Genomic DNA, 20,517 nt, shown 5'->3' on the forward strand with positions numbered 1-20,517 from the left:
CGGCCGGCTCAAAGAAGCGCGAGGCTTGGCCACCCGCTACGAGAAAACCGCCGCCTCTTTTTTAGCCGTCGCTCACCTGCTCGCCGCCCTGGATTGGATGCGCTGACTGTCCACACTCTCTAGGACATGAGGGGGCCGGCTTAGGGAGCTAGTCCTCCGTCTCGTCGTTAGCGGCTTCGGGCGCAGTTTCCGGAGCATCGAGCAGGATGGACAGCAGCTGGGTCACCTCGGCCGCCTTGGCTGGCTCCTGAATTTTCTCGAAGCTTACCGCCAGGTTGCGCAGGGCCCGGCGTACAATATCCAGGTGCGAGCAGGGCTCTAGGAACATGGGGTTGGGCGTCAGGTTTAGCTGGGCTATGTAGTGCTCAATGTCGGTGCGGGAGAGGATGAGGCCGCGGTTGTAACAGTTGATGTAGAAGGGCTCCACATTGGGATTGGTGGGCCGGAACATGAGCACAAACAGATTAGGCAGATTTACCCCGTACACCGGCCAGCCCAGGCGCTGAGCCACCAGCAAGTAAATCACGCACAGCGTAAGCGGGTTGCCGCGGCGCGTTTCGAGCACGCGCTGGAGCATGGAGTTGGCCGGGGAGTGGAAGTTCTGGGTATTGGCCGCAAACTTGTGCGTTTTGAAAAGTATGTGGTTGAGCGTCTGCACCTGGTCGGCGGGGTGCATGGCCGGGCGGGTGAGCGTCCATACCTCAAAGCGCAGCTGCTCAATGGAGCGGTTCAGGGCTTGCAGGTCGGCATCGGGGTACTGGTAGGAGTTCAGCAGCCACATGCCCTCCAGCAGGTTTTCGCCACCCGAGTCGCGCCACACGCGCAGGCGCTGTTGTAGCCCGTCGAACTGCAGGTGGTGAATCAGGTTCTCCAGGCGCTGCTGCTGGTCCGGGTTTAGGGTTTCTTCCCACGACTCTTCCAGAAACGGAATAATGCTTTCCCCCAGGGTCTGAATTTTTTCCTGAATCTGGGGGGCAATTTCCGGGTCGTCGAGCAGGGAAATAAGGGCTTTAATTTCTTTGTTCGTCAAGGGAGGCAGCGTAGAGTCAGAAGAGCGGAAAGCCTAGAAAATAGCACAGGAAGCACAAAGTAACGCAACGAAGGCAGGTTTTCCCCACCGCCGCTGAGAACTAACGCCCATTCGGGGGTAGATTGTTCACTTCCTTTACCAGCCGCCAAGTGAGCAGCGGCCTGAAGCCTGACCAGCTAATTTACTTCTTACCGCAGCGCTTTGTGCAGACACACGCTGTTTTCGACCCCGGCATACTGGCCGTAGTTGGGAATGCGCGCGTACTGGCTTTTCTCGTAGAGGCGGATGGCTTCGGGCTGCTTTTTCCCGGTTTCCAGCACGCAAGCGGTGTAGCCGAGGTCCTGGGCCCACTGCTCTAACTCCCGCAAAACAGCGCCTGCCACCCCTTGCCCCCGAAACTCGGGGCGCACAAACATGCGCTTTACCTCGGAAGTGGTTTCGTCGTACTTCTTGATGGCCCCGCACCCCACTGGCTGATCGTTCCAGTACGCTACCACGGCGTGCTGAATCAGGTCAATCTTGTTGAACTGGGCGTAGAAGGCGTGCTCGGCCCCGTCACGAATGGCCAGGTCCTGATCCAGCAGCGCCACGTGCTCCTGAAAATCGGCATCGGCCGAAGTGGTCTTGCGTAAAGTCAGCATACCTCAAGATACGCGCCGGCGCACTACCAACCAAGGCGCACCCGGTTGAGGACGCGGTTAACAAGTAGACTGAAGACGTCAATTGTGATTTCATAAACGGTGCAACTAATTAAAGCAGTCCGAACCCCGTTACTACTTCGCCAAGGCTGTTCAGAGAGACAGGTATTATGCTCTCCTTAGCGCAGCCGGACGGTTTCGGAAATTGCGCACTAGGGGCTGCCAGGCAAACAACATTTTTGCATTTTGCAAATATTTTATACTGATTATTCAATTAACACGTATTGACCAATTATATTTGGTCCTCCTTTGGTGCAAGTTCAAAAACCTGCACTAGGTATTTCTTCCTCTGACGCTTCTCCATATGTCTACTTCTGCTATTTCCCGTTTTGTTGCCGGTTTGCTGCTGATCAGCGGCTTCGTCGTTTCTTCCGCCGCCGCTTCCGAGCCTTCAAACCCCGTAGAATCGGCCAGCCTTACCCAGCTGTCAGCCGCCGAAATCAGTGGCCGGGCCATGCACCTGACGGCATATTTCACGCAGGTTCTTGACCTGAAGGCTGGCCAGAAACGGGCCGTGTACCGGGCTACCGTGCAGCGCCTCGCCCACCTGAACCAGCTAAAGCGTACGCCCGAAAACGACGAGAACGTGAACCGGGAATATTTCTCTGAGCTGAGCCAGGTGCTGACCGCCGGTCAGTATTCGGCCTTTACCTGGATGTGGACTGGAATGCAGCCCGTACTGCCCGCCTCCGCCCTTTCGCAGCGTCAGTAGCCAGCACTACTAGCTAAATTACAAACAGCAGGGGGCCGGATAGAATTGCTATCCGGCCCCCTGCTGTTTGGGTGCGTCTACCAGTACCCGGTTTAGAGCTACTTTCTGCCCAGGTACTTCTTCGACTCCACCACCCGAAACGCCGGGTCGCTGGCAAAGATGCTCTGCATAGAGCCAATGTGGGCCGCCCCAAACAGCGCCAGCACCCGCCGGGGCTTGGTTTGCAGGGCCTGCACTACAATGTTGGAGTAGATTTTATAGTCGCGGTTCTTGAATACCGAAATCAGCTCTGCCCCAATGTATTTTGGGTTGATGAAAGCCGTATCGACCTGGGCATCGGGCTTGGTGAAGCGGCCATTTACCACCCGAGCCGGCGTCACGTACCGCAATCGGTACACCAGATTATAGAGCTCCGGCTGGTTGATGGCCACTTCGTAGTCATAGAGCGAAATGGCCCCCTGCTGGAGCTTGGTGCGCAGGCCGCCGGAGGCTTTGCTCAATTCCTGCTGGGCTTGCTGGTATAGCTCAATGTTCTGGCCGGTGCGCAAAATCCCCTGCGACGTGCCGCCGGGAGCATTGGCGCAGTAAATCCGGGAAAGACCAAGCTGCTTGCCCAGCCGGAAAGCCACCTGAAATATCTCACTGCGCCCCCCAGGCAGCGTGGCCAGATTCAGCTTGTCCTGACGGTACAGGGCGTAGAGGCTGTCGATTTCGCCTTGCTCCTCGGGCAGACTTTCCACGACCAGCATATCGGGCTTGTAGCGGGCCAACGCCGCCGTGAAGCGCCCGATATGCTGCTGGCCCTGGGCAGTCAGCACATCAGTAGTGGGGTAATCTTTGCTGTAGATCTGGTTGAGGTGGTCGGAGCCCACAATCATCACGTCGGTGGGCTTAGTTTGAGCTTGCGTGGTGGTAGCTAAGCTGACGGCCAACGCAGCAGCCAGCAAGAGGAGTTTTCTCATGTAGTGTAGAATAGGAACTTAGCCTGAAGGAGCCATCTGGTTGGCTGAAGGTTGCACTTCTATAAACAAGCGCAAGCTGATGCGCAGGTATTCAGGCCCATCCAACTGTGGTTCAACTATAGCAAAGAAGTCAAGAACCGCTCCGCCCAAACGTAGCCTCCGCCCACCACCATCAATGCAACAGCAAGTACTAGCAATGGAGCGCTAGAGCCGAAAACTTCAAAAACCGTTAGAATTTTGGCTTGCTGTGGCTCAAGGGGGTTGTACACTATGTGGGCTGCGTCGCCGATCTGCCAAGAAGCCGGACGGCTGGCAAAATAGTCCGTATAGATGAACGGCTCTCCTGAAGGTGTTCGGTACACAAATATGGGTTTGTATTGCACTACCCCATCATCTCCTTCAACGGTCTCCAGCTTGAATACTTTGGCAACTGTGCTTTGGCCGCTCTTCAAAAAATCTACTTGCTCCTGTACCTTATTCACAGTATATACCAGCAGTAGTAAGCCTGTGATACCTGACAGCACAAATCCCAGCATCACATTGTCTTTCATAGCCTTGCCTTTTTCATACTTCACGGATAATTCATCCTGTCGTGTTGACAGCGCTAGTAAAGATATAATGAACGTAGCCGCTACTAACACGAATGTCAGTAGCGGCTACGGGTGGGTATTTAGAAACGCGTTATGATTACCACGTTTGCTGGTGAAGTTGAAGCTGTAAATAGGCCGAGGGGTTACAAAAGCTGGCTAAAAGTTATAATCTCCCCGCTTGCCTTCAGATGGCAACGTTGAAGTATTATCCATTTCACCATCATTTGCCTCCTATTTGATTGACACAAATTTCAGAACAACAAGCCCTAGTCTACTGCCTCACACCTGAATCACGCCCACATTATACGCCTTCTCAATGGGGGCGTGATTGGCCGCCGCAATGCCTTCGGAAATGACTTTGCGGGTTTCCAGCGGGTCAATCACGGCATCTACCCAGAGGCGGGCCGCGGCGTAGTAAGGCGAGAGTTGCTCCTCGTAGCGGGCTTTGATGCGGTCGAGCAGCTCCTTCTCGGCTTCGGGGGTGATGACTTCGCCTTTAGCTTTGAGCGAGGCCACTTGGATTTGCAGGAGCGTGTTGGCCGCCGCCGCGCCGCTCATCACAGCCAGCTGGGCCGTGGGCCAAGCCACAATGAGGCGCGGGTCGTAGGCTTTGCCGCACATGGCGTAGTTGCCGGCCCCGTAGGAGTTGCCCACTACCACCGTGAACTTGGGCACCACTGAGTTGCTCATGGCATTCACCATCTTGGCGCCGTCCTTGATAATGCCACCCTGCTCGCTCTGACTGCCGACCATAAAGCCCGACACATCGTGCAGGAACACCAGCGGGATGCGCTTCTGGTTGCAGTTCATGATGAAGCGCGCGGCCTTGTCGGCGGAGTCGGAGTAGATAACGCCGCCCATCTGCATGCCGGTTTTCTTGCTCTTCACAATCTTGCGCTGGTTGGCCACGATGCCCACGGCCCAGCCATCAATGCGCGCCAGCCCGCAGATGAGCGTCTGCCCGTACAGGTCTTTGTAGGGCTCAAACTCCGAGTTATCGACCAGGCGGTTGATGATGTCCATCATATCGTAGGGCTTCACCCGGTCGGCAGGCAGCAGGCCGTAGATTTCCTTTTCCGCCAGCTTGGGGGCCGCGGGCTCCTTGCGGCTGAAGCCGGCCGTGGGCTGGGCACCCAGCTTGTCGAAGATGTTGCGAATGTGGTCGAGGCACTCTTCGTCGGTTTCGAACTTGTAATCCGTCACGCCCGAAACTTCCGAGTGCATGCTCGCGCCGCCCAAGGCTTCGTTGTCGATGGTTTCGCCAATGGCTGATTTTACTAAGTAGGAACCCGCCAGGAATACCGAGCCGGTGCCGTTCACTATCATGGCCTCGTCGCTCATGATGGGCAAGTAGGCGCCGCCGGCCACGCAGGGGCCCATGATGGCCGAAATCTGCACGATGCCCATGCTGCTCATCACCGCGTTGTTGCGGAAGATACGGCCAAAGTGCTCCTTGTCGGGAAAGATTTCGTCCTGCATGGGCAGGTACACCCCCGCCGAGTCGACGAGGTAGATAATGGGCAGCTTGTTTTCGATACTGATTTCCTGGGCCCGCAGGTTCTTCTTGGCCGTGATGGGAAACCAGGCCCCGGCCTTCACGGTGGCGTCGTTGGCTACCACCACGCACTGCCGGCCCTGCACGTAGCCGATGACGACCACCACGCCGCCGCTGGGACAGCCTCCCTCCTCTTTGTACATGCCCTCCCCCGCGAAAGCGCCGATTTCCACCTGGTTGGCGCCTTTGTCGAGCAGGTAGTCTATCCGTTCCCGGGCGGTGAGCTTGCCTTTGGCTTTGTGGGCTTCAATGCGCTTTTCGCCGCCGCCTAGGGCTACTTTCTTCAGGCGCTGGCTGAGCTGAAACGTGAGTTGCTTGAGTTGGTCTTCGTTTTTGTTGAACTCGAGGTCCATGGGGTGGGAACAGGTTGGGTGGGATGGGAGGGCAATAAAAAATCCGCCCCAGCGGGGCGGATTCAAAGGTAAGAGAAATGCTGTGCTGGATTTCCAGCCGTTGCCACTGGTTACTGTCCATTGGGCGTAACCACTGCCTCGGTGGTAGGAGAAGTCACCACTTTCGTTTTCTTTTCCACTTCGCCGCTGGGCTTCGTGGTGGTTTCGGTTTTGGTTTTCTTCCCGCCGCCAAACACAGAGAAATGCACGTAGCGCTTGGGATTGGCCTGCAAGTCCTGAATTAAGGCATTGGAGCTGGCGGCCGTAGCATTGAGGTTGTTGTAGAGCAGCGTGTCGCTGATAAGCTTGCCCAAGGAGCCTTTCTGGTCGGTGAGCGAGTGGTTGAGCGTGGTCATGGTGCTCTGCGCCTCGCTCATCGTGGCATTGAGCTTGCGCATGGCCGGACCCACCGGCGCGTTTTTTAGGGAGTCGCTCAGCACGCTGAAGTTGCTGGCAATGTTGTCCAGCTTGCGCTGCGTTACCGACAGGTCGGCCGTGAGGCGGGCCATGTTGGAGGTAATCTGATTGATGTTGCGCTGGTTCATCAGCAGCAGGTTCTTCAGCGCTTCTGTGGTACCCTGGGCGTTGAGCAAAGTAGCCTGCAGGCTCAAGCGGGCATCCTTGTTCAGGAAGGAGTTTACTTTAATCAGGGTTGAGTCGACGGTGCCCAATACGGGCAGGGCCCGGGCCTGGAAAGCATCGGTAATGCTGGCCGGGTGGTAGGAAAGTATGGTTTCGCCCCCGTCAAACTGCTTGGTATTCTTGCCCAGCTTCAGCGTCACGGTTTTGGAGCCCAGAATGCTGCCCCCCAGTACCGCCACCGTGGAGTCGCCCACCACAATGTCTTTGCCCAGCTCCAGGGTTACCCGCACCTGATTGCCTTCTTCGGGCAGCAACTCTAGTTCCTTGACCTGCCCCACCGGAATACCGTTCAGAATTACCTGCCCGCCCGGCGTGAGGCCATCTACACTGTCGTACTTGGTATAATAGGTGCGGTTCGACGACAAGACATTGCTGCCTTTCAGAAACCGGAATCCGACGAATAACCCTACCAAGGCCACAATGGCCAGCAGGGCGACTTTAATTTCTTTCGACACGATGAAGCTAGATTGGAACGTGGGCAAGCAAAAAAATGCAAACAACTAACGGGACGGCCCGGACTCCAACGCTAGTCGGCGGTAGAGTCGCCTTCGAGCTCACGCTTGTATTCTTTGAAGGCACGATAAATACCTGAGGCCATATACGATTGTCCGGCTTTATCGTTGAGGTACCGCTCATCGGCCCGATTGGTCAAGAACCCGGCCTCAATCAGGACGGAAGGCATGGCCGTTTTCCAGAGCACCAGAAAGCCTGCCTGCTTCACGCCCCGGCTGGGGCGGTTCACTGTAGTGCGGAACTGCTGATCAACCTTCTGCGCAAACCGGATGCTATTAACCATGTACGCGCTTTGGAAGAGCGAAAATAAAATATGACTCTGGGGAGAATGTGGGTCAAAGCCGTTGTAACGCTCTTTGTAGTTGTCTTCCTGCAGAATTACGGCGTTTTCCCGCTTGGCTACACCTAAGTTGGCATCAGTCTTGTGCGGGCCCATGGTCCATACCTCTGTACCGTGCGCCACTGAGGGGCCCGCGTTGCAGTGAATACTGATAAATAGGTCGGCATCGTGGCGGTTGGCAATACCTGCCCGGTCGGCCAGCTCTACAAAGACATTCGTTTTGCGCGTATACACCACTTTCACATCGGGCATGTTCTGCTCAATCAGGCGGCCCAGCTCCAGAATCAGCTTCAGCGCAATATCGGCTTCCCGTGCCGTGGCTCCGGCGCAGCCGCGGTCTTTGCCGCCGTGGCCAGCGTCGAGCACTACGGTGCGCAGCCGGTATTTGTATACCGGTACCGCGGCCGGAACCGAAGCAGAGGGGGCTGAAAAGCTGGAAAGCAGCAGTAGGACGGCTGTTCCGAAAGCGACAATATTCCGCACGGAGTTCGTTAGTTGGGGTAGCAAGGCGCTACCTTTGCGCACTGCCACAAAATAAACGATAAAAACTACGTGGCCTTGTCTGCGCTGTCTTCTACCCGCTACCTTTTTCACCTGGCATACCACAGGGCCCCGGGCCTGGCGCTCCTGCTTGGGCTGTGGCTTAGCTTGGGCGGAGCGGCGCTGGCTCAGCAGCGCCCCCTTCCAAAACCCGTGCCGCGCTTGGCCGTCGACACCACCCGAACGGGCACGGGCGACTCCCTGCGCGTGGCCGCTGCCCCCCAGGGCGACATCAAAACGACTATCACCTACTCAGCTACCGACTCCATCCGGTTCGACGTGGCCAGCCGCGTGGCCTACCTCTACGACAAGGCCAAGATCAACTACGACGACCTGTCGCTGAACGCGGCGCGCATTGCTATCGACTACAACAAGAACATTCTAACGGCGGAGGGTGCGCCAGATACCACGGGACGGGTGCGCGACAAACCCGTGTTCAAAAACGGGGGTGAAACCTACCAGGCCGGCCGAATTGCCTATAATTTTAAAACCCGCAAAGGCAAAATCGCCGAAGCCGTTACCCAGCAGGGGGAGGGGTACATCCACGCCGAAACCATCAAGCGCCAGGCTACCGGCGAAATTTACGGACGCAACGGGGTGTATACTACCTGTAATCTGGAGCACCCGCACTTTTTCATCAATGCGAACAAGATGAAGGTGATTCCCGGGGAGCAGGTCGTCAGCGGGCCGTTCAACCTGGTAATCGGCGACATTCCTACCCCGCTGGGGTTTCTGTTCGGGTACTTTCCCACGCCCAGCAACAAGAAGCGGGCGTCCGGGCTGATTATTCCTTCTTTTGGGCAAACCAATGACCGGGGTTTCTTCCTGCGCAACGGCGGCTACTACTGGGCCGCCAGTGAGTACGTGGGTGTGCGCCTGACGGGCGAAATCTACTCGGGTGCCGGCAGCGACTTTGGGGGCTGGGGCACCCAGGCCGATATTCAGTACCGTAAGCGCTACCGCTACAGCGGGTCCATGAACCTAGCGTTCAACCAGCGGCCGGCCAATGAAATTCTGCCCGACGAAGACGTAACCGTCGACCAGCCCTACATCAAGCCCAAGTCGCCGCGCACCTTCTGGGTAAACTGGAGCCACGCGCCCCAGGCCCGGCCCGGGGGCGGACAGTTCAGTGCCTCCGTTAACCTAGGCAGCCAGGACTACAACCGGCTGAACGCTTTCGATACGGAACGTTACCTCACGTCTTCGTTTCAGTCGAACGTCAGCTACTCCAAGCAGATTCGGAACTCCCCCATCAACTACTCCGTGAACCTGGCCCAGAGCCAGAACACCGGTACCGGCGAGATGAACCTTACCCTGCCCGATTTTACCGTGGGTGTGGCCCGCCAGTATCCCTACGAGTGGCTGGGCCTGCCCCAGGGCGGCAAGCTCAGCACTATTTACGAGCAGATTGCCATCGGCTACACGCTCAACGGCCAGAACCGCCTGAGCAACGTACAGCCGGCCCGCCAGCTGAACGGCCTCCCGCTCATTGGGGGCACCAGCGAAGCACGCCGCATTCCCATTAGCTTAGACAACCTGGGCGACCTGCTGCGCAACACCCAGTCGGGCCTGCAGAACGTATTCAATATTTCGTTGGGCAGCTACACCTTGCTGAAGCACCTGAGCTTTACGCCCAACGTATCCTATAGCTCCAGCATGTACAACAAGCGGTTAGACTACCGCTACGTCGAAGCCGCGCAGGCCGTGCGCATCGACACGCTGCGGGGCTTCAACTACGCGCACACCTACCAAGGCAGCGCTTCGCTGAGCACGAACTTCTACGGGCTGCTTCCCATAAAGGGCAAGCGTGTGGAGGCTATCCGCCATAAGGTAAACCCTTCTCTCAGCTACAGCTATTCCCCCGATTTCAGCCGGTCTACCTGGCTGTATGAGACGGTGCCGCTGCCCAACCTCACGGACGCCAGCGGCCGGCTGGTGGGCGAGCAGGTTTTTTCCTTGTACAATAATTTCCCCTATGCCCCCTCCGGCGGCCGGCGGGCCAGCCTGCTGTCTTTCTCCCTGAACAACCAGGTAGAAATGAAGGTGCGCTCCAAAACCGATACGACCGGCACCACCCCCTTCGAAAAAGTAAGCCTGATTGACAACCTCAGCCTCAATGGCTCCTACAACCTAGCCGCTGAGACGCTGCAACTTTCCCCGATCAGCGCCTCGTTTAACACGCAGATTGCGCGCAAGCTCAACTTTCTGATGTCGGCGAGCTTTAACGCCTACCAGCGCGACAGCACCGGCCGCCTCATCAATGAATACCTGCTGAAGCAAAGCAAGCCCCGTCTGGCGCGGCTTGAGTCGGGCAACTTGTCGATGACCTACCAGTTTAATCCGCAGCGGAAGCCCGGGGCTAAAAATACCCAGGTTGCGCCCACCAACAATCCGGCCCTGGGCACCCCCGACCCCGTGAATCCCTACGAGGACTACGTGGACTTTTCCATTCCCTGGACATTGAACGCCTCGTTTGCGGCCGCTTATAGCAACCAGGCGCCGGCACTGCCCCGCGCGGGCCAAACCCGGCCGTCTTCCTTTACCTCCGTTGCGCTGAACCTGAATGGGGAAATCAAGATTACCGACAAGCTGCGCGTGGGCTACAGCAGCGGCTACGACTTCCGGAATCAGAAAATTACGTACACCTCGCTCGACTTTTACCGGGACCTGCACTGCTGGGCCATCAGTGGCAACTGGATTCCGTTTGGCCCCCGCCAGGGCTACAACTTTACCATTGCGGCCAAGTCGGCCCTGCTCCAGGACCTGAAGCTGACGCGCAACCGCTCCTTCTACAACCGCTAATGCCTCGGAAATTGGGGGAATTTGCTCAGCTTTGAGAATTATTTCCCCGGCCTTCCACTCGCCCTCCTCCGTTTTCCATGTCGCAGCACAAAGAGGTTAAGCTCATCACCACCCACCAGCTCCTGGCTATGAAGCGGCGGGGGGAGAAAATTTCGATGCTCACGGCCTACGATTTTTCTATGGCCACCATTCTGGACGGCGCCGGCATTGATGTGCTGCTGGTAGGCGACTCGGCCTCCAACGTTATGGCCGGCCACGAAACCACGCTGCCTATCACCCTGGACCAGATGATCTACCACGCCTCTTCGGTGGTGCGGGCCGTGAAGCGGGCCTTGGTGGTGGTGGATATGCCTTTCGGCTCCTACCAGGGCAACTCCTCGGAAGCACTGCGCTCGGCTATCCGCATCATGAAGGAGTCGGGGGGGCACGCCATCAAGCTGGAAGGCGGCGCGGAAATTCGCGAGTCCATCAGCCGCATTCTCACGGCGGGCATCCCGGTGATGGGTCACCTGGGCCTCACGCCCCAGAGCATTTACAAATTTGGTACCTACACCGTGCGGGCCAAAGAGGAAGCGGAAGCGCAGAAGCTGCTGGAAGACGCCCAGCTCCTGCAGGAGCTGGGGTGCTTTGCTCTGGTGCTCGAAAAGATTCCCTCCGCCCTGGCCAAGCAGGTGGCCGAGCAGCTTACTATTCCCGTTATCGGCATTGGGGCGGGCCCCGACGTAGACGGGCAAGTGCTGGTGGTGCACGATATGCTGGGCATCACCAAAGAGTTTAAGCCGCGCTTTCTGCGGCGCTACGCCGACCTCGGCGACCTGATGCACGACGCCGTTGCGCGCTACATCAACGACGTCAAGACCCACGACTTCCCCAGCGCGGAAGAAGCTTACTAGTTTAATTAATAATGAGTAATTAATAATTAATAAATAAGCGCGTCGTCGGGTGTCTTTTCTGCTTTACCAGGCGGCAAGAGGCGTTTCTGACCAGTTCTTAATTATTAATTCTTAATTATTAATTCCTGTAAAGTGAACCGTCCGAATTTGTGGTCGGAGCAGAAGGAAATTCTGTTCGAAGACAACCACCTGCTCATCATCAACAAGCCCGCGGGGTTGCTCGTCCAGGGCGACGCTACCGGGGATGAGCCCCTCTCCGCCAAGGCGGAAGAATACCTGCGCTTTAAATACAAAAAGCCCGGCGCGGCCTTTATCGGGGTGGCCCACCGCCTCGACCGGCCCGTGAGCGGCGTGGTAGCCCTGGCTAAAACCAGCAAGGCCCTGAGCCGCCTGAATGAGCTGTTTCGCGACAACAAAGTGCACAAAACCTACTGGGCCCTGACGGGCAAGCGCCCGGAGCCGGAAACCGGCCACCTCACCCACTGGTTGGTGAAAGACCCTATTCGCAACACCACCAAGGCCTATACCGAGCGTCATTCCCAAGGCCTGAAAGCCGACCTGGATTACACCGTACTCGGGCAGGCCGGCAACCGGTGGCTGGTGCAGGTAAATCCTATTACCGGCCGCCCGCACCAGATTCGGGTGCAGCTAAGCACCGGATTGGGAACCCCTATTGTGGGCGACGTGAAATATGGCTTCCTGGCCCCATTGCCCGACGTCAGCATAGCCCTGCACGCCCGCCAGCTGGAGTTTCAGCACCCCGTAACGAAGGAGGCTATGTGCTTTGTGGCCCCCCTGCCCGACATGCCTCACTGGGAAGCCGCGCAGGCTTATTACTAGCCCGTGTGCTTCGGCCACCAGCGGGCCCAAGCGGCGGCGGCTCTGCCGTTGAGCTGCTTTTTGTCTTCTGCTGTTTTGAGGCAGCCAATGCACCGCCGGTTTCCCACTGCGGTTGCACTTGAATAAGATTATGACCTTTTCGGCACTTTTATTGAAGGGGCCTTGGCAAGGCCATAGTTTTGCAGCGCGCTATTGAACGAAAGCCCCGCAGCATAGCTTATGCGGGGCAGCAGCTTGCCTTGTCCTTGCCTTCGCACACCTCATTTGCCGGCTCATGCCAATACTCATCTTTTTCGTTGCTCACTATTACCTGTCGCTGTTCACGCAGACGTTCTACCTGCACCGGTACGCAGCGCACAAAATGTTCACGATGAACAAGTTCTGGGAGAAGTTCTTCTTCCTGTTCACGTACATCTGCCAGGGCTCTTCCTTCCTGTCGCCGCGGGCGTATGCGCTGCTGCACCGCATGCACCACGCCTACTCCGATACGGAGCTGGACCCCCACTCTCCCCTGTATTCGTCGAATGCGTTTTCCATGATGTGGAAGACCAAGAACATCTACAACGCCGTGCTGAACCGCGACTACGCCGCAGCCGAGCGTTTTGAGGGCGACTACCCCGAGTGGCAGGCCATTGAGGACTTTGGCGACAAGTGGTATTCCCGCATTGGCTGGGGCACGCTCTACGTGCTGTTTTACATTCAGTTTGCCACGGCCTGGTGGCAGTACCTGCTCCTGCCCATCCACTTCCTGATGGGTCCCATCCACGGCGCTATCGTGAACTGGGGCGGCCACAAATACGGCTACCAGAACTTCGACAACCACGACCACTCCAAGAACACCCTCGCGCTGGACTTCCTGGCTTTCGGAGAGTTGTTCCAGAACAACCACCACAAGCTGCCCATGCGCGTCAACTTCGGCGTGAAGTGGTGGGAGTTTGACCCCACGTACATGTTCATCTGGACCCTCGATAAAGTGGGCGTGGTGAAAGTAAAGCGCAAGTGGCAGGAGCCCGTCAACATGGCGGCATAGCCGACTTACGCAAGGTGAAATTATAAAGCTTCGTTTCACACGAAAAGGCCCTTCTGCCTCGCGGAAGGGCCTTTTCTGTATCTGGGTTTTAGCGGTAAGCGCCGTTTATATGGTCACAATGTACTACGACCGGGCATCTTATTCTCCGATTCACAACTTCACCTTTCACAACTGCCCCTTTTCCCTTACCTTTGCACCTCATTTTCAACCAGACGCACGGGATGCGTCGCTTAACCAAACCGGTTTATGGCAGTTAAAATCCGCCTCGCCCGTCGTGGCCGCAAGAAGGCCGCACAGTTCGACATCGTTGTTGCTGACTCCCGCTCGCCCCGCGACGGCCGCTTCATCGAAAAAATCGGTACCTACGACCCCAACACGAACCCTGCTTCCATCAACTTCGATGGGGATAAGGCTTTCGATTGGATTATGAAAGGTGCCCAGCCGACCGATACGGTTCGTGCTATGCTTTCTTACCGCGGCGTGCTGTACCGCAAGCACCTGCAGCTGGGTGTAATCAAAGGCGCTATTTCGCAGGATGTAGCTGACCAGCGCTTCACCGACTGGAAAGAGCAGAAAGACGCCAAAATCGAAGGCAAGCGTACCACCCTGGGTACTGCCAAGGACGAAGCCCGCAAGGAGCGTCTGGCCGCCGAAACCAAGGTGAAAGAAGCTCGCGCTGAGGCGCAGCGGGCTAAGCAGGCAGCTGCACTGGCTGCTAGCGCTCCGGCGGCCGAAGCCACCGAAGCTGAAGCTCCCGCCGAAGCAACTGAGGAAGCCGGCGCTTAATTTTTCTGGCAACTCGTAAGAGGTGATGAGAAGCTAAACGGTTTGCCCGTTTCTCTTTCTCATCACCTCTTTTCGTTTCCATACTTACTCCTGCCATGAGCATTACTCCCAATGACTGCTACGAGCTGGGCTCGGTGGTGAAGCCCCACGGCCTGAAAGGCTTCGTAGTAGCCGCGCTTGACGTGGACGACCTGCAAGCGTACCGCAAGGTGAAATCGGTGCTGCTGGAGCTACCCGGCGCCCCCGGCAAACTCACGTCTTTCGAGATTGAAAAGCTCACCCCGCAATCGGAAGCCCGGGCGCTGGTCAAGTTTAAGGGCATCGACCGCATCGAAGACGCGGAGCCGCTGCGCAACGCCAAGCTGTGGCGCCCCCTGGCCGAGCTGCCAGCCCTAGCGCAGGACCAGTTCTACTTCCACGACGTTATTGGCTTCACGGTAATAGACGAGGCATTGGGCCAGTTGGGCACGGTAGAAACGTTCTACGAGCTGCCCCAGCAGGATGTGCTAGCCATGCAGTACCAGGGCCAAGAAGTACTTATCCCGGTAGCCGATGAGCTGATTTCCCACGCTGATATGGCGGCCCGCACCCTGCACGTAAAGCTACCGGACGGCTTACTGGAAGTGTATTTGACGCCACCCTCCCGGGAGCGGGACGAGCCGGACGAATTTGTAGAACCCTAACGCAGCCTACTGCGCCTTACCTGCCCTCTCATGCGGATTGATATTGTTACCTGCCAGCCCGAGCTACTGGAAAGCCCCTTCGCTTATTCCATTGTGAAGCGCGCCCAGGAAAAGGGCCTCGTGGCTATTCATCTGCATCAGCTGCGCGACTTTGCCATCAACAAGCACGGGCAGATTGATGATTATGTATTTGGCGGGGGCGCCGGCATGGTGCTGCGCGTGGAGCCTATTGCTGCCTGCTTTGATGCGCTACTGGCCCAGCGCACGTACGACGCGGTTATCTATATGACTCCGGATGGGCAAACCCTGCGTCAGCCCCACGCCAACCGGTTTTCTATGGCCGAAAACCTGCTCATTCTCTGCGGACATTACAAGGGTATTGATGAGCGGATTCGCCAGGCCTACATCACCCACGAAATCAGCATTGGCGACTACGTGCTGAGCGGGGGTGAGTTGGGGGCGGCCGTGCTGGTCGATACGGTGGTACGGCTCCTGCCCGGGGTGCTGGGCAACGAGGAGTCCGCCCTGAGTGACTCTTTCCAGGATAACCTGCTGGCTCCGCCCGTGTATACTCGCCCCGCTGAGTGGCGCGGACAGGCAGTACCCGAAATCCTACTTTCCGGCAATACGCCCAAAATTGAAGCGTGGCGCCACGACCAAGCTGTGGAGCGCACCCGCCTGCGCCGCCCCGACTTGCTGGATGGATAATGGGCTGCACCGTGGCAGCAGGCGACCTTACAACGCGAAGCTGGCTAACCATTTAACTGTTAATCCATTCAACAAACAAGCAATTCGCCCGCGCGTCTTGCAATCCTCAAAACAGAGCGCTATATTTGCGCCTCCTTAATAGAACCTACTTCGGCGGCGCGGCCGTCTTTTACAGTTTTCCAGCCATGAGCGTACTTCTCGACTTCATCAATTCTGAATCTCAGGAGCGCCGCGCCAGCTTCCCCAAGTTTGCTGCCGGTGACACCATCAACGTGCACGTAAAAATCCGTGAGGGCAACAAGGAGCGCATCCAGCAGTTCCAGGGCGTGGTTATCCAGCGCAAGAACTCCAACTCGAACGGCGAAACTTTCACGGTACGCAAGATTTCGAACCAGATTGGTACGGAGCGTATTTTCCCCCTGCTGTCGCCCAACATCGACAAGATTGAGCTGATCCGTCGTGGTAAAGTACGTCGTGCTCGTCTGTTCTACCTGCGTGGTCTGTCGGGCAAAGCTGCTCGTATCAAAGAGAAGCGTATGAACGTGGTAGAGAAAGTTACGGCTTAATCCCACGGACCTTGCCCTATTTTTTCAACGACCAGCTCCTACTCAGGGGCTGGTCGTTGTCGTTTACGTTGGCTGGTATGCCCAGCAAAAGGCCCGGCTTCCTTACGCAGGAAGCCGGGCCTTTATCGTACCTATTAAGACTACTTTACCTGAGCTGCCGTGGCCGTAAGGGTTTCGCCCAGCTTGGTAATCCGCTCAGCGGTGTTGGGATTTTCGGAGAAGATAGCCGCTTTGGTCGTGTTTTCGCCCAAGCGTGCCAACAGCGTCCCGACCACGTCTTTATCGAACCCACCGCTGTTGAAGTGGGCTTTCAATTCCTGCAGGTCAATGACTAATTGATGTAGCTCCGGGTTGTTGGCATCCTTCAGGTCTTCAATCCAACGCTGCAGGTGATTATCGAGGCCGGCTTTCTCGGATTCTTCCTGCAGATCGAGACCCAGCAGTTTGATGGCGCCGTCGAGGTGGTTCTGGTGTTGGGTATCGTCTTTGGGCAATTTGTGAAAAGACATAGGCGGAAAGGATACACCGCTAAAGGCGGTAGTGAAGGATGAGCTTGTGCAAACGGCTTGGCTCCCGCAAAGGTTGTCCGTCACATTTCCGGCGCGGAAACGTACTTTCGTACTCCCCTTTCTTGTATTCTGGTATGAAAAAATTTCTGGCGGGCTGCTGGCTGGCACTTATTCCCCTGGCAGCCACTGCCCAAACTACCCCTACCCCTTCTGCCACCTGGCAGCAGCAGGTTAATTACTCTATCGACGTAACGCTTGATGATGTACGCCACGAGCTGACTGGTCGGGAGGAGCTGCTATACACCAACAACTCCCCCGAAACGCTGCCCTTCATCTGGTTTCACCTGTGGCCCAACGCCTACCGCGACAACACCACGGCCTTTGCCAAGCAGCAGCTACGCAACGGCGACCGAAAGTTTCAGTTTGCTCCGCCCGCCGACCGCGGGTTCATCGACCAGCTGGATTTCAAAGTAAACGGCGAAGCCGCCCGCCTGGAGTACGACTCCCAGAATCCGGATGTGGCGAAGCTGGTGTTGCCGCAGCCGCTAGCTCCCGGGGCCAGTATCACCATCACTACCCCTTTTCACGTGAAGCTGCCCGCGTCCTTCTCCCGGCTGGGGCACGTGGGACAGTCGTACCAGATTACGCAGTGGTACCCCAAGCCCGCCGTACTCGACCAGCGCGGCTGGCACCCCATGCCCTACCTGAACATGGGCGAGTTCTACTCTGAGTTTGGGTCGTTTGATGTGCGCATTACCCTGCCGGCCAACTACGTGGTGGGCGCTACCGGGCAGCTCCAAAACCCCGAGGAGCAGCAGCGCCTGGAGCAGCTGGCCGCCGCCACGGCCGCCAAGAAGGACAGCAAGGACTTCGGCAGCGACTTATCGTTCCCGGCCTCGGCTCCCGAAACCAAAACCCTGCGCTACGTGCAGGACCAGGTGCATGACTTTGCCTGGTTTGCCGATAAGCGCTTCAATGTGCTGAAAAGCGGCGTCACGCTGCCTTCGGGCCGGCAGGTAACGTCCTGGGTACTGTTTACTAACAAGAATGCTACCCGCTGGATTGAAGGGCTCCAGCACCTGAACGACGCCCTGACGTACTACTCCAAGTGGGTGGGCGAATACCCCTATCCTTCCGCCACGGCCGTAGACGGGGCCTTGAGCGCCGGCTCTGGCATGGAGTACCCCATGGTGACGGTGACCGAGCCTTCCGCCATTTCGCACGAGGTGGGCCACAACTGGTTTTACGGCATTCTGGCCTCCAACGAGCGGGACTATGCCTGGATGGACGAGGGCCTGAACTCCTACGTTGATAACCGGATAGCGGCCCTCAACAACTCGCCCGGCTCTATGCAAACCGGGGTGCTTTCGCGCATCAAGCCGCTGATGGCAAAATTCAATATGGACGGCCTATCGGCGTATGCGCTGGAGCAGGCCACGTACCAGACGCAGGCTTCCCGCGGGCTTGACCAGCCCGTGAACGGAGTTTCTTCGGCGGCTTCGGGCATGCTCAATTACCCGTTTATCGTTTACAGCAAAACGGCGGCGCTGTTCAACTACCTGGAGAATTACCTGGGCCAGGAGAAGTTTGACGCGGCCATGCACGCGTACTTCGAGCGGTGGAAGTTTCGCCATCCGTATCCTGAGGACCTGCAGGCTTCTTTCGAGGAAAGCACTGGCCAGAAGCTGGGGTGGTTTTTCCAGGATATGCTGAGCAAGCGGGTGCGCTACGACGCTACCATTGAAGATATCCAGGTTTCGGATACGGTGAAAGTACTGGTACGCAACGACTCTCCGGCCCCGTTCGCGGTGCCGGTTTCTACCCTCGATGCCCAAGGAAAAGTCTTGGAGACGCTCTGGTCGCCCGTGCTGGGTATCACGGAGGAGGACGAATCTGCCCAGCTTAATTTCCGGCGCGAAGGCGTACAGGCGGTAACTGTAGATGCCAACTACGTCACCACCGAATTCAGCCGCCGCGACGACCGCACCAAAACCAGCGGCAGCTTCCGTCGCGTCGAGCCCTTCCGCTTTCAGGGCGGGTTGGCGCCCATTCAGCGCTGGGACCGGGCAATTGTCAACTTCACCCCGGTGATTGGGGCCAATACCTCCGATAAGTTCATGCTGGGGGCCGCTTTCTACAGCAGCCCGCTGGTACTGCAGCGCCTCACCTACGTGGTGATGCCCATGTACAGCTTCAACCAAAAGGAAGTAAACGGTATTGCCCAGCTCAACGTGAACGTGCTGCCCGATAAGTATGCCCGCCGGATTGTGACGGGCGTGCTGGTGCAGCGCTTCGAGCGCTACCGGAAAGTAGAGCCCAGCATCACGTTCGACCTGCCCTTCTCGGCATACGACGCCCCGCAACACTCCCTGAAGCTGGCTTCAGCATCAATTAAGGACGAAGACCTAGACCAGACCAGCAGCATTCAAACGCTGGAGTACCGGGTGCACGGCGGCAATGCCCTGCAGCGTTGGACGGGCTACGTAGAGTTCAACCAGCTGACGCCCAAGCCGGGCTTGGTTATCAGCAATGCCGAGGCCCGGCTGCTACGGGCAGCGGGCACCTTCCAGCGCTACTATTCCGCCAAGAAGAGTGTTTCGATTCGCCTATTTGGGGGCCGTTTCCTGTCTAATGTGGGCACCTCCTCCGAAACCCAGCCGTACGTGCTGGGCCTGAGCGGTAGCCCCGACTACCGCCGTCAGACTGCCTTCCTGGACCGTCAGCAGATTTCCCCGGCCCTGGCCGCCCAGCGCCACCAGACCAACGACCGCGACGGTGCCTTTAAAGCCTACCTGCCGGTAGCCAGCACCAAATGGCTGAGCACCTTGAACGTGCAGGGAGATTTGCCCATTACCAGCTTGAAAGTATTTGCCGACTTTGGGGCTACCAGCAACAAAGTACTGCTCGAAAGTGGCAAGCAGCGCCGCCTTTTCTACGATGCGGGCTTGGTGGTGCCCATCATTCCCGGAGGTATCTTCCAGTTCTACGTACCCGTGGCTGGCTCGCAGTTCGGCAACGGGTTGCCCGGCAGCCGCAAGGAGTTTACCGACAACCTGCGCTTTGTCTTCCACCTCGACAAGCTCAACCCTTTCCGCTTGCTGGATGAGCACCTGGCGCAGTAGTAACCGCTCTGCACTGAATTGGGCGTTGCTGGCCCTGCTTACGGGCGGGGCCAGCAGCTGCTCTACCGATTATAGTACACTGCCCACGTATTCGGCGGAGCGCAAGCTGTTGCAGGTAGTGGTAGAAGTCCCGGCTGGCACCAATCACCTGCAGCACTACAACCCGGCTACTAGGCAATTTGAGGCCGTGCGGCGCGCGGGCCTCGACCAAGTCGTGGAGTTCCTGCCTTCTCCGGGCAACCAAGGCTTCATTCCCAGTACGCTTGCCGCCGAGCAGCAAACACCGCTACCGGCCCTGGTGCTGGCCGAAGCCCAACCCGCCGGCACCGTGGTGGAAGTACAAGCCCTGGGGTTGCTTACCCTCGATGATGGGGGCCAGCTCCGGCAGGTTGTACTGGCCACGCCGGCCCGGCCCAGCCAGCAGATCCTACCCGGCATCAGCACCTGGCAGGGCCTCATCAATAAGTATCCTGGCGTACGCACGGCACTAAGTCAGTGGTACCAGCACCAGGGCCGGCCCGGCGAAATCCGGATAGTGAGCTGGAAGGATGAGCGGGCCGCGGCCCAGGCTGTTCAACAGGCCCGATAACCATGCAGACAAGAC

The 20,517-nt window shown here is 57.6% G+C and carries 19 protein-coding genes; 11 read left to right on the top strand and 8 right to left on the bottom strand.

Going from position 1 to position 20,517, the window contains the following annotated elements; all coding sequences use genetic code 11:
- Window positions 1–148: 148 nt before the first annotated feature.
- Window positions 149–1,030 (bottom strand): transglutaminase-like domain-containing protein, encoded by an 882-nt coding sequence (locus FY528_RS16855; protein ID WP_149072198.1) that lies wholly within the window; start codon window positions 1,028–1,030, stop codon window positions 149–151.
- Window positions 1,031–1,218: 188 nt separating this feature from the next.
- Window positions 1,219–1,671 carry a GNAT family N-acetyltransferase gene (locus FY528_RS16860; protein WP_149072199.1) on the bottom strand — a complete coding sequence of 151 codons (453 nt, stop codon included), beginning with the start codon at window positions 1,669–1,671 and terminating at the stop codon, window positions 1,219–1,221.
- Window positions 1,672–2,032: 361 nt separating this feature from the next.
- Between FY528_RS16860 and FY528_RS16865 the strand changes: the two genes are divergently transcribed.
- Window positions 2,033–2,440 (top strand): tunnelling fold family protein, encoded by a 408-nt coding sequence (locus FY528_RS16865; protein WP_149072200.1) that lies wholly within the window; start codon window positions 2,033–2,035, stop codon window positions 2,438–2,440.
- Window positions 2,441–2,538: 98 nt separating this feature from the next.
- Here the strand turns inward: FY528_RS16865 and FY528_RS16870 are convergent, their stop codons facing one another.
- From FY528_RS16870 to FY528_RS16890, 5 genes are all read right to left on the bottom strand, one after another.
- Entirely contained in the window at window positions 2,539–3,402 is an 864-nt protein-coding gene (locus FY528_RS16870; RefSeq protein WP_149072201.1) for a DUF5694 domain-containing protein, read from the bottom strand.
- 116 nt (window positions 3,403–3,518) lie between these two features.
- Complete coding sequence (locus FY528_RS16875; RefSeq protein WP_149072202.1) at window positions 3,519–3,977, bottom strand: DUF3592 domain-containing protein; 459 nt, start codon at window positions 3,975–3,977, stop codon at window positions 3,519–3,521.
- 294 nt (window positions 3,978–4,271) lie between these two features.
- Complete coding sequence (locus FY528_RS16880) at window positions 4,272–5,900, bottom strand: acyl-CoA carboxylase subunit beta (RefSeq protein WP_149072203.1); 1,629 nt, start codon at window positions 5,898–5,900, stop codon at window positions 4,272–4,274.
- A 110-nt stretch (window positions 5,901–6,010) separates the two neighbouring features.
- The gene (locus FY528_RS16885; protein ID WP_168681252.1) at window positions 6,011–7,036 is read right to left on the bottom strand and encodes an MlaD family protein; all 1,026 of its coding nucleotides are present in this window, start codon (window positions 7,034–7,036) and stop codon (window positions 6,011–6,013) included.
- A gap of 71 nt (window positions 7,037–7,107) precedes the next feature.
- The gene (locus FY528_RS16890) at window positions 7,108–7,917 is read right to left on the bottom strand and encodes an N-acetylmuramoyl-L-alanine amidase family protein (RefSeq protein WP_373281631.1); all 810 of its coding nucleotides are present in this window, start codon (window positions 7,915–7,917) and stop codon (window positions 7,108–7,110) included.
- 219 nt (window positions 7,918–8,136) lie between these two features.
- Between FY528_RS16890 and FY528_RS16895 the strand changes: the two genes are divergently transcribed.
- The 8 genes from FY528_RS16895 to rplS all read left to right on the top strand — a co-directional run bounded on the left by FY528_RS16895 (window position 8,137) and on the right by rplS (window position 16,282).
- Window positions 8,137–10,776, top strand: a complete 2,640-nt coding sequence (locus tag FY528_RS16895) for a putative LPS assembly protein LptD (RefSeq protein WP_187632166.1) — start codon at window positions 8,137–8,139, stop codon at window positions 10,774–10,776.
- 77 nt (window positions 10,777–10,853) lie between these two features.
- Window positions 10,854–11,669, top strand: coding sequence for a 3-methyl-2-oxobutanoate hydroxymethyltransferase (gene panB / locus FY528_RS16900; protein WP_149072206.1), 816 nt, complete (start codon window positions 10,854–10,856; stop codon window positions 11,667–11,669).
- Window positions 11,670–11,801: 132 nt separating this feature from the next.
- The gene (locus FY528_RS16905; protein WP_149072207.1) at window positions 11,802–12,509 is read left to right on the top strand and encodes an RluA family pseudouridine synthase; all 708 of its coding nucleotides are present in this window, start codon (window positions 11,802–11,804) and stop codon (window positions 12,507–12,509) included.
- A gap of 274 nt (window positions 12,510–12,783) precedes the next feature.
- Window positions 12,784–13,539 carry an acyl-CoA desaturase gene (locus FY528_RS16910; RefSeq protein WP_149072208.1) on the top strand — a complete coding sequence of 252 codons (756 nt, stop codon included), beginning with the start codon at window positions 12,784–12,786 and terminating at the stop codon, window positions 13,537–13,539.
- A gap of 246 nt (window positions 13,540–13,785) precedes the next feature.
- Window positions 13,786–14,325 (top strand): 30S ribosomal protein S16, encoded by a 540-nt coding sequence (locus FY528_RS16915; protein WP_149072209.1) that lies wholly within the window; start codon window positions 13,786–13,788, stop codon window positions 14,323–14,325.
- Between the two features lie 95 nt (window positions 14,326–14,420).
- Window positions 14,421–15,008 carry a ribosome maturation factor RimM gene (rimM, locus tag FY528_RS16920; RefSeq protein WP_149072210.1) on the top strand — a complete coding sequence of 196 codons (588 nt, stop codon included), beginning with the start codon at window positions 14,421–14,423 and terminating at the stop codon, window positions 15,006–15,008.
- 30 nt (window positions 15,009–15,038) lie between these two features.
- Window positions 15,039–15,716: a tRNA (guanosine(37)-N1)-methyltransferase TrmD gene (gene trmD, locus FY528_RS16925; protein ID WP_149072211.1), complete on the top strand. Its 678-nt coding sequence runs from the start codon at window positions 15,039–15,041 to the stop codon at window positions 15,714–15,716.
- 185 nt (window positions 15,717–15,901) lie between these two features.
- On the top strand, window positions 15,902–16,282 hold the full coding sequence (gene rplS, locus FY528_RS16930; protein WP_149072212.1) for a 50S ribosomal protein L19: 381 nt from the start codon (window positions 15,902–15,904) through the stop codon (window positions 16,280–16,282).
- A 140-nt stretch (window positions 16,283–16,422) separates the two neighbouring features.
- Here rplS and FY528_RS16935 read toward each other — a convergent pair whose 3' ends face one another.
- Window positions 16,423–16,791, bottom strand: coding sequence for a hypothetical protein (locus FY528_RS16935; protein WP_149072213.1), 369 nt, complete (start codon window positions 16,789–16,791; stop codon window positions 16,423–16,425).
- A gap of 134 nt (window positions 16,792–16,925) precedes the next feature.
- On the opposite strand from FY528_RS16935, the gene FY528_RS21310 reads away from it, so the two are divergent.
- Window positions 16,926–19,913, top strand: coding sequence for a M1 family metallopeptidase (locus FY528_RS21310; RefSeq protein WP_187632167.1), 2,988 nt, complete (start codon window positions 16,926–16,928; stop codon window positions 19,911–19,913).
- Window positions 19,894–20,502: an inorganic diphosphatase gene (locus FY528_RS16940; protein WP_187632168.1), complete on the top strand. Its 609-nt coding sequence runs from the start codon at window positions 19,894–19,896 to the stop codon at window positions 20,500–20,502. Before FY528_RS21310 ends, FY528_RS16940 begins: the two co-directional genes overlap by 20 nt.
- The last annotated feature ends 15 nt before the right edge of the window (window positions 20,503–20,517 follow it).

Origin of the sequence: Hymenobacter lutimineralis (assembly GCF_008271285.1) — a bacterium.
Lineage (GTDB): Bacteria > Bacteroidota > Bacteroidia > Cytophagales > Hymenobacteraceae > Hymenobacter > Hymenobacter lutimineralis.